The sequence below is a fragment of the Pseudomonas sp. BNK-7 genome (assembly GCF_048072025.1).
Taxonomy (GTDB): Bacteria; Pseudomonadota; Gammaproteobacteria; order Pseudomonadales; family Pseudomonadaceae; genus Aquipseudomonas; species Aquipseudomonas danubii.
Genome location: NZ_CP182252.1, coordinates 4,315,010 through 4,328,440 on the forward strand (window position 1 = coordinate 4,315,010; position 13,431 = coordinate 4,328,440).

Genomic DNA, 13,431 nt, shown 5'->3' on the forward strand with positions numbered 1-13,431 from the left:
GCGGTGCGACTCAGCGCCCTTCATGCTGCTTGCGATAGGCCCCGGGCTGCAGGCCCACGGCCTTGGTGAAGGCCCGGGTGAAGGCGGCGATGGATTGATAACCCACGCTCGCCGCCGCCTGTTCCACGGTCTGGTTGGCCTTGAGCAACTGGCAGGCATGGCGCATGCGCAGGGCCAGCAGCACCTGTCCCGGGGACTGCCCGGCCAGTTCATTGAAACGCTTGAAGAACGCCGAACGCGACAGCCCGGTCAGGGCCGCCATGCTTTCCAGGGGCCAGGGCTGGCCGGGCTGCTGGATCAACTGTTCCAGCAGCGGGGCGAATCCCGGGTGCCGAGCCAGGGCCACCAGGCCGCCCAGGTCCTGGTTGTCGCTGACCTGTTGGCGCAGCACATAGAGGAACAGCAGGTGGCTGAGGCGCTCCAGCAAGGCCGAGGACGGTGCCGGGGTGCGCTGGCACTCGTCGAGAATCAGTTGGAACAGTGCGCGGGCGGCGCTGAGGGACGGATCGCCGGCCCGCAGGATCAGCCAGCCCGGCAAGCCGTCGATGATCAGCGAAGACAATCCCGACTTGAAGTGGAAGAAGCCGCAGACCAGGCCCACGCCATCCTGGGCGCTGGAATCCAGGGCCGTCATGGCCATGCGCGGCAGTTGTTGCGCCACTGCGGACTGCTGGGCGCTGGACAGTCGATAGCCCAGGTCCTGTAGCAGAAACACCGCATCCCCGGCGTCCAGGCGCAGCGCCTCGGGCACGCCATCGATGTGCAGCCAGCAATGGCCCTGGACGATCAGGTGAAAACTGGCCCGGGCCAGCCCCTGAGTGCTGGCGTGCCAGCCACCGCAGTAACGCCCGACATGAAACAGGCTGGCATCCAGTTCCAGGCCTTCTAATAACCAATCAACCAAGGGGCTTGATGAAATCATCTAAGGGAAACACTCAGGAGCAAGTAATCGCTACTTTAGAATATGGATCGGAATTCTTATAACCAACAGACTTGACGCACACTTACATACCAGGAGTCCACTCCATGTCCCGCGTCACTCTACACACCTTGCACAGCGCCCCAGAAGCCGCCCGGCCATTTCTTGAAAATGCCCTGAAAAATTCCGGCTACATTCCCAACCTGCTGGGCATCCTGGCCAACGCCCCGGCCGCCCTGGAGACCTACGTCACGGTCTCGGGCCTCAACGCCAAGGCTGATCTGAGCCTGGCGGAGCGGGAGGTGGTGCAGTTGATCGCCGCCACCACCCATGGCTGCGATTTCTGTGTCGCAGGTCATACCGCGGTGGCCCTGAACAAGGCCAAACTCCCGGACCCGGTGGTCAGCGCCCTGCGTGAGCAGAGCAACTTGCCCGAGGCCCGTCTGGAAGCCCTGGCGGCCTTCGCCCGGGAAGTGATCGCCACCCGGGGCAAGGTCAGCGACCAGGGCTATGCCCGGTTCAAGGCCGCAGGGTACAGCGAAGGCAACGCCCTGGAAGTGATCCTGGGCATCAGCCTGGCGACCCTGTGCAATTTTGCCAATGTGTTCGCCGGGACCGAACTGAACCCCGAGCTGGCCCAGTATCGCTGGTCGGCCCAAGGTCAATGATTCAAGGCGCCGGTTATCCAACGGCGCCCCCTTCAAGGAGAAAACCACATGCTCAGTGCGCACTTGAGTGAATGGCTGGATGCCCAGGCCCAGGCGCTGGACCAGGGTCACTGCGATCCTCAGCAGGTACTCGCTCGACTGGCCGGGGCCGACGTGCTGCGGGTCGGCATCGACCAGGAACTGGGAGGCAGCGGCGGCGACCTGACCGATGCCCTGGAAGTCATGGCCGCGGTGGCCAGTCACTCCCTGGCGGCCGCCTTCGTGTTCTGGGGCCAGCGGGCCTTTATCGAATACCTGCTGCACAGTCCCAACCAGGCGCTGCGCGAGCGCTTGCTGCCCTCGTTGCTCAGTGGCGAGCTGGCCGGGGCCACCGGGCTGTCCAACGCCATGAAGTTCCTGTCCGGGATCGAGGCGCTGCAAGTCAAGGCGCGGGACCAGGGCCAGGGCTGGAGCCTCAACGGCCGCCTGCACTGGGTCACCAACCTGCGCAAGAGCGGTTTTGTGGTGGCGGCGGCCATCGAGCACGAGGAGGGCGGTGCGCCCTTTATCCTGGCACTCCCCGATGCCTTGCCCGGGCTGCAGCGCTCCGACGACCTGCAACTGATGGGCCTGCAATCGAGCAACACCGCGGCCCTGGACTTGAGTCAGGTGCAGGTTCCGCGAGACTGGCTGCTGCACGAGGACGCCCGAGTCTTCCTGCCAGCCGTGCGCCCGGCCTTTCTCGGTCTGCAATGTGCCCTGGCCATCGGCCTGGCGCGCCGGGCTCTTAGCGAAGTGCAAAGCCATGTCCAGGGTGCCCGCTCGATTCTCATGGAGCCGTTGCATGAGCAGCGCCAGCACCTGGAACAGACCGTTGCCGAACTCAAGGAGGGTCTGCTCGACGGGCGTTTCCTGACCCAGCCCGCAGCGCTGTTCCGGGTGCGCATCGCCTTGGCCGAGGCCACTGCCAACGCCGTGCAACTGGAGTTGCAGGCCAGTGGGGGCAAGGCCTACCTGAATGAATTCGGCAGCGGCTTTGCCCGGCGCTGGCGCGAGTCGGCCTTTGTGCCCATCGTCACGCCAAGCCTGGTGCAATTGCGTGCCGAACTGCAGCGCCAGGCGCGTAACGCAGCATGAGCCCGTTGTTGAATGCGCAGAACATCAGCCTGGGCTATCCCGGGGCCGAGGGCTGGCACGTGGTGCTGGAAGACTTCGAGCTGCAACTGCAAGCCGGTGAGGTGGTGTCCATCCTCGGCCCCAGCGGTGTCGGCAAGTCCAGCCTGTTGCGGGTCCTGGCCGGCCTGCAGCAGCCCAACAAGGGGCAGGTCAGCCTGCTGGGAGAAGTGCTCAGCGGTCCCCATCCTCGGGTCGCGGTGGCCTTCCAGGACCCCAGCCTGTTGCCCTGGCTGACCCTGGAGCACAACGTCGCCTTCGGCCTGGATTTTGCCCGCCAGCCGCACTTGAGCCAGACGCAGCGTCAGGCCCGTATCGACCACGCCATCGCCGCCGTTGGCCTGGACCATGCCCGTCGACAGTACCCGGCCCAGCTTTCCGGCGGCATGGCCCAGCGCACCGCCCTGGCCCGCTGCCTGGCCCGGCAGCCGCAAGTCTTGCTGTTGGACGAACCCTTCGGCGCCCTGGACGAGGTGACCCGGGCCGACATGCAGCAACTGCTGCTCAAGGTGATCGGCCAGCACCGCACGGCCGCGCTGCTGATCACCCACGACATCGACGAAGCCCTGCTGTTGTCCGATCGGGTGCTGCTACTGGGTAACAGCCCGGCGCGCACCCTCGGCCAGTGGCACATCGACCTGCCGGCGCCCCGTGCCGAACGGATCGAGGAGCTGGGCGCCTTGCGTATCGAGATTCTCAAAACCCTTCGGCGGGCGAGCCGCAACCCCCTTAATTCCCCATTGCCTGCACCGTCGGAGATTGACCATGTGCCTGGACGACTTCACTCACACGCGTCGTGACTTCCTCAAACTCAGCGCGCTGCTGACCGCCGGCGGCGCCTTGCCGCTGCTCAACAGCCTGCACGCCCGCGCTGCCCAGGAGCCGGATGCGCCGGTACGCATCGGCTACCTGCCGATCACCGACGCCACGCCCTTGCTGGTGGCCCACAACAACGGCCTGTTCGAGGCCGAGGGCATCAAGGCCGAACGCCCGGTGCTGCTGCGCAGCTGGGCGCAGGTGATCGAGGCGTTCATTTCCGGGCAGGTCAATGTCATTCACCTGCTGTCGCCGATGACCGTCTGGGCCCGCTATGGCAGCCGGGTGCCGGCCAAGGTGGTGGCCTGGAACCATGTCGGCGGCTCCGGCCTGACCGTGGCCCCGGGCATTACCGAGATCAAGCAATTGGCGGGAAAGTCGGTGGCGATTCCGTTCTGGTACTCGATCCACAACGTGGTGGTGCAGCAACTGTTTCGCGACAACGGCCTGGTGCCGGTGAGCAAGGCCGCTGGCAGCGCCCTGGGGGCCAACGAGGTCAACCTGCTGGTGCTGCCGCCATCGGACATGCCGCCGGCCCTGGCCAGCCAGCGCATTGCCGGCTACATCGTCGCCGAGCCCTTCAACGCCCTGGCCGAAGAGCTCAAGGTGGGGCGGGTGCAGCGCTTTACCGGGGACGTCTGGCGCAATCACGCCTGCTGTGTGGTGTTCATGCATGAGCACGACCTGAACCAGCGCCCCGAGTGGTCGCAGAAAGTGGTCAACGCCATCGTCAAGGCTCAGCTCTGGACCCGGGATAACCGCGCGGAGGCTGCGCAGTTGCTGTCCAAGGACGGCAGCAATCGCTACACGCCCCATGCGCCCCAGGTCCTCAATCGAGTGCTGGCGCCGGCGGCCAGCGACCGCGAGGCCTACCTGGCCAGCGGTGCGATCCAGCACAGCCACTGGGACGAGTCGCGCATCGACTTCCAGCCGTATCCGTTTCCCAGTTACACCGAGGAACTGGTCAAGCGCCTCAAGGACACCCTGATCGAGGGCGACAAGGGCTTTCTCGCCAACCTCGACCCGGTGCACACCGCCCAGGACCTGGTGGACGATCGCTTTGTGCGCAACGCCATCGCCGCAGTGGGCGGGCTCAAGGCGTTCGGCCTGGCGGACAGCTTCGAACGCAGCGAGGAGTTTGGTCTTTGATGGGCAAGCAACCTTCCTCCCTGAGCCATTGGGTCCTGGGCCTGGCGGGGCTGCTGAGCCTGCTGCTGGGCTGGTGGCTGGGGGTGCACCTGCTGGGAGGCGGCAATGGCCTGGCGGCGCGTTTCTCCCCCGAGGCGACCTTCGCCAGCCTGGTGGAACTGCTGGGGCGCGGCGAGCTGTATGAGCATGTGCTGGTGAGCCTCAAGCGCATCTTGGTCGGGCTGCTCCTGGCCTTGCTGATCGGTGTGCCCCTGGGTCTGCTGGTGGGCAGCTACCGGCACCTGGAGGCGGCGACCACCCCGGCGTTCCAGTTCTTGCGGATGATCTCGCCGCTGTCCTGGATGCCCGTGGTGGTGATGCTGATGGGGGTAGGGGACCAACCGATCTACTTCCTCCTGGCGTTTGCCGCCCTGTGGCCGATCCTGCTGAACACCGCGGCCGGCGTGCGTCAACTGGACCCGCGCTGGCTGCAACTGAGCCGCAGCCTCAGCGCCACCCGCTGGGAAACCTTGCGCAAGGTGATCTTGCCCGGGGTGGTGGGGCATGTCCTGACCGGGGTGCGACTGTCCATCGGCATCCTCTGGATCGTCCTGGTGCCTTGCGAAATGCTCGGTGTCAGCGCCGGCCTGGGCTACTTCATCCTCGACACCCGGGACCGCCTGGCCTACTCGGAACTGATGGCCATGGTGCTGTTGATTGGCGTGCTGGGGTTTGCCCTCGACGCCCTGGCCCGTGGCCTGCACCGACGCTGGTCCCATGCCTGATCCGGCTCCCTTTCCCGCAGGCGCCGGCTTGTCGGCGAACAGGTCATGGAGACAGTCGTGCGTGTCGCCACGCCTTCAAGCCGGGTCAGCGCTGCTCTGCTCCGGCTGAACCTGGGCCTGACGGGCCTCTTGCAGCAGGTTCACCCACTCCTCGGCAAAGCGGTGACAGTCTCCCGGCCAACGCGCGGTCAGCAGGTTGCGGTCGCGCACCACAAAGCCGCGCTCGGGGTGCTGCGCTGAATCCCGGCGCGGCAGCCAGGGCCCGGAAAGAAAATCCGCCGGGCTGGCCAGTACCTGCTTGATCTCGTGCTCGACGCTGTGGTCGTAGGTGCGGTAATAGCGCCCCAGCCACGGCGCGGTGACGATCCAGGCCGCCAGTTCCATGGGGCCTGCGAGCAGGGCGGTGACCTTGCGTCCGTAGAGCACCGAGCGCCCGCTGTCGGGGTCGATGCAGCGGGCCAGCGCGAGTGGGCCGTGACACACCGCGGCCACGGGTTTGTCGGCCTTGAAGAACGCCAGGATGATTCGCCTCACATCCGCGGACTCCAGCAGGCTGCGCATGCCCCGGGCATGCCCGCCCGGAATCAGTAGGCCCTCGAAGGCTTGCGGATCGACGTCGGCATAGTTCAGGGGGCTGAGAAACGCCGGGTCGCGGGTCATGCTGTGGTAGTGCTCAAGGTCGGCAGCGGGGGTCATCAACAGCGGATTGAGTGGGCCGAAGCCCAGGCTCACCAGGCGCGAGTCGGCGTAGGCCGGGAACCCCAGGGGCGTGGCGAATTGCGCGTCAAAGCCCGCGTCCCTGGCGGCCTGCCAGGGCAGGCTGCTTTCGGTGGGGTCGTAGTCGGCGTGGGGCAGCAGGATCAGGATCATGGCGCGCGCTCGCAGCACAAAGGGTGCGCTGCAGGTTAGCAGCCCCTGGCGTGCGTGCAGGCGCTCATGGCACGCCGCTGTTGCCGCGTGTCACGGCTGCCCACTTGGCCGGTCACTTGGCCGCCACGGCGGCGCGGGTGCGTTCGATCTCTTGCACCAGGCCGTCGATGCGTTGCAGCTGCTCGCGGTTGTCGTGGTCCCAGGGATGGAAGCCCGGCTTGAAGAATTGCAGCCAGGGCAGGGCGATGCGTGGGAACACGCCCTTGGGACCGTAGAGGTACTTGATCACCTGCCACAGGCCGCGCCAGTGGCCACCGCGACGGCGGTCGGCGATGAGCATCCGCACATGGAAGTCGAACACCACCAGCCAGAAGGTCAGGGTGGTGAAGAGCATGGTCCCGGTGCGGATCAGGTAGCGCTTGGGCCCGGGCTTGAGCACGCTGTTAAAGACGTCGTAGGACACCGATTTGTGTTCGGTTTCCTCCAGGGCGTGCCACAGCCACATCTGCCGGTAGCCTTCCACCGAATCGCCGAAGCGGCTGGGGTCGCGCAGCAGCAGGTCGGCAAGGATCGCCGTGTAGTGTTCCAGGGCCACAGTGATGGCCAGGTTGAAGGCCGCAGGAAAGTGCTTTTTCTGGAAGTCGAGGATCATCCGCAGCCGCCGATCCAGCAAATGGGCCGGCAGCCCGGCGTCCTGCAGCAAGTCGTTGTAGCGCACGTGCTCGCGGCTGTGCATGGCTTCCTGGCCAATGAACCCCTGGATCTCGCGCTTGAGCTCGGGGTCGTGAATCTGCTCGCGGTAATGGCGCACGCTGTCCATGAAGAACAGCTCGCCGGCAGGAAACAGCAGGGACAGGGCATTGAAGAAGTGGCTCACGTGGCTGCCTTGTTCGTGCCAGTCGCAGGCACGTTCGGCAGGCAGTTCGACCTGGATGTCGCGGCGGATGGGCAGCATGGCTGGCGCTCCTCTAGACATGAAATGGGTACGCGGCGCTACAGGCCGCGCTCGTCCTGGGCCTCGTAGACTGCCGGCCGTTCCTGGCCCGGCTTGGGCGCCATGCGCCGGCTGATCCACACCACCAGGGCCTGATAGGCGCCGGGCAGCAGACGCACCAGCAGATCGAGGAAGTGCGCATCGCGCCCGATCAGCACCCGGCGCTTGTTTTTGCGCACCCCGTGCAAGATCACCTTGGCGGCGGTTTCGGCGCCGGTGATGAAGAGCTTTTCGAAGTCGTCCCGGGCCTGCTGTTCGTTGTCGATCAGGAAGCCCTTGACGTTGTCGCTGATGCGGCTGCTGCGGGCAATATCGGTACGGATGCCGCCCGGGTGCACGCAAGTGGCAGAGACGCCGTTGCCTTGCAGGTCCAGCTCCTGGCGCAGGGATTCGGTAAAGCCGCGTACGGCGAACTTGGTGGCGTTGTAGCCGCTCATGCCCGGTTGGGAGAACAGGCCGAAGACGCTGGAGGTGTTGATGATGTGGCCGTCGCCGGATTGCTTGAGGTAGGGCAGGAAGGCCTGGGTGCCGTGGACCACGCCCCAGAAATTGACGTCGACGATCCACTCCAGGTCCGCCAGGCTCGAACCTTCCACGGTGCTGGACAGGGCCACGCCGGCATTGTTGAAGATCAGGTTGATCTGCCCGTGTTCGGCGGCGCTGGCGGCGGCCCAGGCGAACATCGCTTGGCGGTCGCCGACGTCCAGTTCCTGGCTGCTGATGCGCAATGGCAGCAAGGTCGCGGCCCGGGCCTGGGTCACGGTCTGGGCCAGTCCCTGGGGGTTCTTGTCGGCCAGGGCCAGGTGGCAACCCTCGCGGGCCAGGGCAATGGCCAGGGCACGACCCATGCCGGATGCGGCGCCGGTGATGGCCGCGACTTTACCGTTAAAATTTTTCATCGATGGCGGCCTCTTGCAGGTTCAACGGGCGCGCTGCGGCCGGCGTGGCGGCAGTCCCGGGGTGGAGCAGGTGAGTGGTCAGGTAGTCCTGGAGCTGGAAGTGCTGCACGGTCTTCCTGAAGCTCCAGGTAGAGCCGGGCCAGAGGGTGGTGTTCTGGCCGCTGCGGGGGTCCAGGTACCAGCTGCGGCAACCGCCGGTGGACCAGATGGCCCCGGCCAGGCGCTGTTGCAGACGCTGGTTGTACTGGCTCTCGACCTGGGGCTTGACCTCCAGGCTGGCGATGCCGTCCAGGCGCATCCGTTCCAGGGCCTTGAGGATGTAGTCCACCTGAGCCTCGATCATCAGGATCATCGAGTTGTGCCCAAGACCGGTGTTGGGGCCGACGATCATGAACAAGTTGGGAAAGCCCGGCAGGCAGGTGCCGAGGTAGGCATGGGCGCCCCCGGACCAGGCATCCATCAGGTCCTGGCCCCGACGGCCGAAGAGCAGGCCCTGGGGAATCGGGTCGGTGGCCTGGAAACCGGTGCCGAAGATGATGCAGTCCACCGGGTGGCGGGTGCCGTCGGCGGTGATCACGGCATCGCTGTCGATGCGCTGGATGGCATCGCTGATGACCCCCACATTGCCTCGGGAGAGGGCCGGGTAGTAGTCGTTGGAAATCAGGATGCGCTTGCAGCCGATGGTGTAGTCGGGCGTCAGGCGTTGGCGCAGGAGCGGATCGGCGACTTGCTTGCGCAGGTGCCGCAGGGCCACGCGCTGTACCACTCTCATCAGTTTCGGCCTGCGGGCGAAGGCGATCACCCGGCTTTCCAGGGCCCAGTACAGCGCCGAGCGCACCAGCCGCTGGGTGAAGGGCAGGTGCTTGAAGGCCCAGCGTTCCGCCGCGCTGAGCGGGCGGTCGGGCTTGGGCATGATCCACGGCGGGGTGCGCTGGAACAGCTTGAGCTGCGCCACCCGGGGAGCGATTTTCGGGACGAACTGAATGGCACTGGCACCCGTGCCTATCACCGCCACGCGCTTGCCTTGCAGGGAGTAGCGATGGTCCCACTGCTGGGAGTGAAAGCGCTTGCCGGTGAAGGTGTCCAGGCCGGGAATCTGCGGGATCGCCGGACGCGAAAGGCCGCCCATGCCGGACACCAGCACCCGCGCGCTGACCTTGCGGCCATTGCCGAACCTCAGTTGCCAGCGCTCTGAAACCTCATCGAAGACCGCCTGCTCCAGGCCCATGTTGAAGTGCAGAAAGGGCGCCAGGGCGAAGTCCCTGGCGCAGTTCTCCAGGTACTCGCGGATTTCCGCCTGGGGCGCGAACTGCCGGGTCCAGTTCGGGTTGGGCGCAAAGGAAAAGGAGTAAACGTGGGATTGCACGTCGCAGGCGCAGCCGGGGTAGTGATTGTCGCGCCAGGTGCCCCCCAGGGACGCGGCTTGTTCGGCGACCAGGAAGTCTTGCAGCCCGGCTTGCTTGAGCTTGATCGCCATGCACAGCCCGGCGAAGCCGGCGCCGATGATGGCGATGTCAACGACCTCGGGGTCGTTGGGTGGCGAGTACGCATTCATGGTGTGTACCTCGATTGTGGTGATGCTTGGGGTGACTTTCGTCGGTGAGTGAAACCTCAGGATTGCACAATTTAAAATAATGTTTTAAAAATTAATTTAAATAAATCACCTGAAAAAGTCACCTACGCCATTCGCTTGTGGATCTTGCAGGGCTCATCCGGAGCCGGGATGAGACGCCACAGGCGCTACCGGGCCAAGGCGACAGCCACTGCGGCGGATCATCCTGGTCCTGCAGCGCGGCGCAGGGAAGCTGAGGGGACGGGTTATGCAGTGGCTGGTAGCGGCGGCGGTATTTCTGGCGGTCAGCGCGGTGCTTTGGGTGGTGAGCTTGCGTATCAACCGCAGGATCGAACGCCAGGTGCCGATCAACGGGCGCTTTCTCGAAGTCGGCGGTGAACGCCTGCACTACACCGACGAGGGCCGCGGCCCGGCACTGCTGATGATCCATGGCCTGTCCGGTTGCGGTCGCAACCTGACCCACTCCCTGGCGCCGCAGTTGCGTGAACGGTTCCGGGTGATCACCCTCGACCGCCCCGGCTCAGGCTATTCCACGCGGGCCCGCGGTGCGGCGGCGGACCTGCCGGCCCAGGCCAGTCTGGTGGCCAAGTTCATTCGCACCCTGGACCTGAGGCAGCCGCTGGTACTCGGGCATTCCCTGGGCGGCGCCGTGGCCTTGTCTTTGGCGCTGGATCATCCGCAATCGGTGTCCGGGCTGATCCTGGTGGCGCCCTTGACTCATCCGCAACGCATGCTGCCCTGGGTGTTCCTGTCCCTTGGAGTACGTCCGGCCTTCCTGCGTCGCTGGATGTCCCTGACCCTGGCGGCGCCCATGGCGATGCTCGGTCGTCGCGGTCTGGTGAAGGCGATATTCGCCCCGGACCCGGTGCCCGAGGACTTCGCCGAGCGTGGCGGCGGCTTGCTGGGGATGCGTTCGGACAACTTCTATAACGCCTCCAGCGAGATCGCGGTGGTCAATCGCGCCTTGCCGGGCATGGTCAAGCGCTACCCCAGCCTGAAGCTGCCGGTGGGGCTGATCTATGGTTCGGCGGACTCGATACTCAATTGCCGCCGGCATGGCGAGGCCATGGTGGGCAAGGTGCCGGGGCTGCAACTTGAGATCGTTCCAGGTCGAGGGCACATGCTGCCCATCAGCGCCGTCGAGCGAGTGGTGGCCATGGTCGAGCACATTGCTGCACAAGCCGCACCGCAGCGCAGCGCCACCGTGCTGCGCCCGCCGTTCGCGGCATCCCGAGCAGGCTAGGGGCGTTGTAGGTGGTGATTGCGATCGTCGCGCAACGACTCTGGCAGCAGCTGTAAAGGCTTCACGGGCGACATTCAAAACAGACCGAGAAAATAGTTGACGAGCTAACGAACCCGAGCTATTTTTTTAAAAAAATGTTTTGAATGTTTTTTTTGAAAGTGCAATTGAGCGATTAAAATAATGAAAATAACGCCATTTCACGCTTTTGTTTTTTCGTCTGTTCACGCTCCGTACAGCGCCGTCGCGCTGTTCTCTATGGCATCCCTGCCGACGGCCATCCTGCGGAGGCTGCCATGACTGTCTCCGTGGCGGCACCCGGCGTCTGGACCGATGGCAAGCGTCACCTCTGGTGGCTGGGCACCTTGCCGATGATCACCCCTTTGCTCGCAGGCCTGTTCGCACTGACCACCGGTGTCCAGGTGTTCTGGTGGAGCGGGGTGGTGGTGATCTTCGGCCTGATTCCCCTGATTGACGGCCTGCTCGGAGAGGACGCCAGCAACCCGCCGGAGTCCGCGGTTCCCGATCTGGAAAAACAACCCTACTACCGTTTCATCGTCTACAGCTGCGCCGTGCTCTCGGTGGTGTCCCTGGTAGTCACCGCCTGGATGGCCATCAAGGGGGTCGACTGGATCCTGGCCGGTGGCTTGTTGCAGCTTAGTGAACAGCTGCACCTGCAGGGCAGCCTGGCGAGTTTCGCGGCCTTTCTGACCGAACGTGCGCAACTGCATGGCAGCGTCGGCTGGTTCACTTACCTGGGCATGGCCATGTCCACCGGTGCCGCCACCGGTATCGCCATCAACATTGCCCATGAGCTGGGGCACAAGAACCGCGGGATGGCCAAGTTCCTGGCCAAGCTGGCCCTGGCCTCGACCTTCTACGGGCACTTCTTCGTCGAACACAACCGTGGCCATCACGTGCGCGTGGCGACCCCTGAAGATCCGGCCAGCTCGCGCCTTGGCGAGTCGTTCTGGAGTTTCCTGCCGCGCACCGTGTGGTTCAGCCTGCGCTCGGCCTGGCACCTGGAAAGCGAGCGCCTGCACAAGCTCGGACTGCCGACCCTGCACTGGAAGAACGGCGTGCTCAGTGCCTGGCTGTACAGCGTGGTGCTTTGGGGCGTGCTGATCGCCTGGCTCGGCGCGGCAGTGATTCCCTTCCTGGTGATCCAGGGCATCTACGGTTTCTCCCTGCTGGAAGTGGTGAACTACGTCGAGCACTACGGTCTGCTGCGGCAGAAACAGCCCAACGGCCGGTATGAGCGCTGCTCGCCACGCCATTCCTGGAACAGCAACCGCATCGTCACCAACATCTTCCTGTTCCAGCTGCAGCGTCACTCTGACCACCATGCCAACCCGACCCGTTCGTACCAGGCCTTGCGCCACTTCGACGAGTCCCCGCAACTGCCCTATGGCTACGCCACCATGATCGTCTGGGCCTATGTGCCGGCGCTCTGGCGGCGACTGATGGACCACCGGGTCCTGGCCCATTACTCGGGGGATGTGCGGTTGGCCAACCTGCATCCGGCCAAGCGTGCCGAACTGCTCAAGCAATACGGTTTCACCGACACCGATTGAGACACCGCTCTTTAGTTGGACCGCTCACTCCTTCAAGTGCCCGTGAACCGCCTGCGTTTGCCTGCTTGAAGGGTGAGCCCCGAATACAGAAGTCCTTGAACACGTTGACCGACAACAACAATAAGCAACTGTAAGGAAGTCACGGATGTCTATTTCACCTCTGCTCGCTGCCCGTCTGTTCGTGGTCATGCTGGGTGTGTCACTGATGGGCGCCGCCGATGCGGCGCGCATCGAGCCGGCCAACACCGAGTTCACCGCCAAAGGGCCCATCAGCTTCGCCAAAAGCATCATCAATGCCGACTGCACCATCCAGGTCAGCGGCAAGGTCAGCCCCGACGGCAGCTTCGCCAGCGTCGAGAAAGTCGACTTCAGCGGCGGCCTCAAGTGTGGCCAGGTGGAAGCCACGCACCTGCCCTGGAAGCTGATTGCCAAGGATGAAACCAGCGGCGCCATGTCCGGCATCCAGGTCACCGTACACGCCCCCCTGGTGGGCGGCGATTGCGGGCCGAGCACCGCCGAAGGCAGTTGGAACAACCGCACCGGCAAGCTGGAGGCGACCCAGGTCAGCCTTGAGGGCGGCTGCACCATCAAGACCGTATCGATCCAGATGCCGCCCACGTTCCGGGTTGCGCCCTGAGTCACAACAGATTCCATGGAGGGACGCTGATGAACGTGCGATCAAGTAGTCCGAAAGCGCCGGCAGCTCAAGCCCGGTCGGTATCGCCATAGCGTGCTCCAGCACCGAATTCGGTCGAACTGGAGAGCCGATGGCGTCATCGACACCCTGGCGAGGCTGATAACCCCCTGGCAACT

Annotated in this window: 13 protein-coding genes; 8 read left to right on the plus strand and 5 right to left on the minus strand. The window is 64.8% G+C overall.

Going from position 1 to position 13,431, the window contains the following annotated elements:
• Nucleotides 1–10 precede the first annotated feature (10 nt).
• Entirely contained in the window at nucleotides 11–922 is a 912-nt protein-coding gene (locus tag ACMGF8_RS20005) for an AraC family transcriptional regulator (RefSeq protein WP_102865116.1), read from the minus strand.
• 104 nt (nucleotides 923–1,026) lie between these two features.
• On the opposite strand from ACMGF8_RS20005, the gene ACMGF8_RS20010 reads away from it, so the two are divergent.
• Genes ACMGF8_RS20010 through ACMGF8_RS20030 form a run of 5 tightly spaced genes read left to right on the plus strand, consistent with a single transcriptional unit; the run spans nucleotide 1,027 to nucleotide 5,468 of the window.
• Nucleotides 1,027–1,587, plus strand: a complete 561-nt coding sequence (locus ACMGF8_RS20010) for a carboxymuconolactone decarboxylase family protein (RefSeq protein ID WP_416757004.1) — start codon at nucleotides 1,027–1,029, stop codon at nucleotides 1,585–1,587.
• Between the two features lie 48 nt (nucleotides 1,588–1,635).
• On the plus strand, nucleotides 1,636–2,703 hold the full coding sequence (locus ACMGF8_RS20015) for an acyl-CoA dehydrogenase family protein (RefSeq protein WP_115579990.1): 1,068 nt from the start codon (nucleotides 1,636–1,638) through the stop codon (nucleotides 2,701–2,703).
• Nucleotides 2,700–3,539 carry an ABC transporter ATP-binding protein gene (locus ACMGF8_RS20020; RefSeq protein WP_115579991.1) on the plus strand — a complete coding sequence of 280 codons (840 nt, stop codon included), beginning with the start codon at nucleotides 2,700–2,702 and terminating at the stop codon, nucleotides 3,537–3,539. The genes ACMGF8_RS20015 and ACMGF8_RS20020 overlap by 4 nt, the downstream gene beginning before the upstream one ends.
• The gene (locus tag ACMGF8_RS20025) at nucleotides 3,505–4,704 is read left to right on the plus strand and encodes an ABC transporter substrate-binding protein (protein ID WP_115579992.1); all 1,200 of its coding nucleotides are present in this window, start codon (nucleotides 3,505–3,507) and stop codon (nucleotides 4,702–4,704) included. Before ACMGF8_RS20020 ends, ACMGF8_RS20025 begins: the two co-directional genes overlap by 35 nt.
• Nucleotides 4,704–5,468 (plus strand): ABC transporter permease, encoded by a 765-nt coding sequence (locus ACMGF8_RS20030; protein ID WP_102865111.1) that lies wholly within the window; start codon nucleotides 4,704–4,706, stop codon nucleotides 5,466–5,468. The genes ACMGF8_RS20025 and ACMGF8_RS20030 overlap by 1 nt, the downstream gene beginning before the upstream one ends.
• Before the next feature lie 75 nt (nucleotides 5,469–5,543).
• Here ACMGF8_RS20030 and ACMGF8_RS20035 read toward each other — a convergent pair whose 3' ends face one another.
• From ACMGF8_RS20035 to ACMGF8_RS20050, 4 genes are all read right to left on the minus strand, one after another.
• Nucleotides 5,544–6,338, minus strand: a complete 795-nt coding sequence (locus ACMGF8_RS20035; RefSeq protein ID WP_115579993.1) for a type 1 glutamine amidotransferase domain-containing protein — start codon at nucleotides 6,336–6,338, stop codon at nucleotides 5,544–5,546.
• A 112-nt stretch (nucleotides 6,339–6,450) separates the two neighbouring features.
• Nucleotides 6,451–7,293 carry a metal-dependent hydrolase gene (locus tag ACMGF8_RS20040; protein WP_102865109.1) on the minus strand — a complete coding sequence of 281 codons (843 nt, stop codon included), beginning with the start codon at nucleotides 7,291–7,293 and terminating at the stop codon, nucleotides 6,451–6,453.
• A 38-nt stretch (nucleotides 7,294–7,331) separates the two neighbouring features.
• On the minus strand, nucleotides 7,332–8,231 hold the full coding sequence (locus tag ACMGF8_RS20045; RefSeq protein ID WP_102865108.1) for an SDR family NAD(P)-dependent oxidoreductase: 900 nt from the start codon (nucleotides 8,229–8,231) through the stop codon (nucleotides 7,332–7,334).
• Nucleotides 8,218–9,786, minus strand: a complete 1,569-nt coding sequence (locus ACMGF8_RS20050) for a flavin-containing monooxygenase (RefSeq protein ID WP_102865107.1) — start codon at nucleotides 9,784–9,786, stop codon at nucleotides 8,218–8,220. The genes ACMGF8_RS20045 and ACMGF8_RS20050 overlap by 14 nt, the downstream gene beginning before the upstream one ends.
• A gap of 265 nt (nucleotides 9,787–10,051) precedes the next feature.
• Here ACMGF8_RS20050 and ACMGF8_RS20055 point away from each other — a divergent pair, with 265 nt between their 5' ends.
• From ACMGF8_RS20055 to praA, 3 genes are all read left to right on the plus strand, one after another.
• Complete coding sequence (locus tag ACMGF8_RS20055) at nucleotides 10,052–11,047, plus strand: alpha/beta fold hydrolase (RefSeq protein ID WP_207167874.1); 996 nt, start codon at nucleotides 10,052–10,054, stop codon at nucleotides 11,045–11,047.
• Nucleotides 11,048–11,340: 293 nt separating this feature from the next.
• Entirely contained in the window at nucleotides 11,341–12,618 is a 1,278-nt protein-coding gene (locus tag ACMGF8_RS20060) for an alkane 1-monooxygenase (protein ID WP_102865105.1), read from the plus strand.
• Between the two features lie 145 nt (nucleotides 12,619–12,763).
• The gene (gene praA, locus ACMGF8_RS20065; protein ID WP_102865104.1) at nucleotides 12,764–13,255 is read left to right on the plus strand and encodes an alkane oxidation protein activator PraA; all 492 of its coding nucleotides are present in this window, start codon (nucleotides 12,764–12,766) and stop codon (nucleotides 13,253–13,255) included.
• Nucleotides 13,256–13,431 lie beyond the last annotated feature (176 nt).

What these genes read in the sequence shown, in the direction of transcription:
- ACMGF8_RS20055 (WP_207167874.1), top strand. Translation starts at nt 10,052, where the DNA reads ATGCAGTGGCTGGTAGCGGCGGCGGTATTTCTGGCGGTCAGCGCGGTG.
- ACMGF8_RS20015 (WP_115579990.1), top strand. Translation starts at nt 1,636, where the DNA reads ATGCTCAGTGCGCACTTGAGTGAATGGCTGGATGCCCAGGCCCAGGCG.
- praA (WP_102865104.1), top strand. Translation starts at nt 12,764, where the DNA reads ATGTCTATTTCACCTCTGCTCGCTGCCCGTCTGTTCGTGGTCATGCTG.
- ACMGF8_RS20050 (WP_102865107.1), bottom strand. Translation starts at nt 9,786, where the DNA reads ATGAATGCGTACTCGCCACCCAACGACCCCGAGGTCGTTGACATCGCC.
- ACMGF8_RS20005 (WP_102865116.1), bottom strand. Translation starts at nt 922, where the DNA reads ATGATTTCATCAAGCCCCTTGGTTGATTGGTTATTAGAAGGCCTGGAA.
- ACMGF8_RS20020 (WP_115579991.1), top strand. Translation starts at nt 2,700, where the DNA reads ATGAGCCCGTTGTTGAATGCGCAGAACATCAGCCTGGGCTATCCCGGG.
- ACMGF8_RS20040 (WP_102865109.1), bottom strand. Translation starts at nt 7,293, where the DNA reads ATGCTGCCCATCCGCCGCGACATCCAGGTCGAACTGCCTGCCGAACGT.
- ACMGF8_RS20030 (WP_102865111.1), top strand. Translation starts at nt 4,704, where the DNA reads ATGGGCAAGCAACCTTCCTCCCTGAGCCATTGGGTCCTGGGCCTGGCG.
- ACMGF8_RS20010 (WP_416757004.1), top strand. Translation starts at nt 1,027, where the DNA reads ATGTCCCGCGTCACTCTACACACCTTGCACAGCGCCCCAGAAGCCGCC.
- ACMGF8_RS20025 (WP_115579992.1), top strand. Translation starts at nt 3,505, where the DNA reads ATGTGCCTGGACGACTTCACTCACACGCGTCGTGACTTCCTCAAACTC.
- ACMGF8_RS20035 (WP_115579993.1), bottom strand. Translation starts at nt 6,338, where the DNA reads ATGATCCTGATCCTGCTGCCCCACGCCGACTACGACCCCACCGAAAGC.
- ACMGF8_RS20060 (WP_102865105.1), top strand. Translation starts at nt 11,341, where the DNA reads ATGACTGTCTCCGTGGCGGCACCCGGCGTCTGGACCGATGGCAAGCGT.
- ACMGF8_RS20045 (WP_102865108.1), bottom strand. Translation starts at nt 8,231, where the DNA reads ATGAAAAATTTTAACGGTAAAGTCGCGGCCATCACCGGCGCCGCATCC.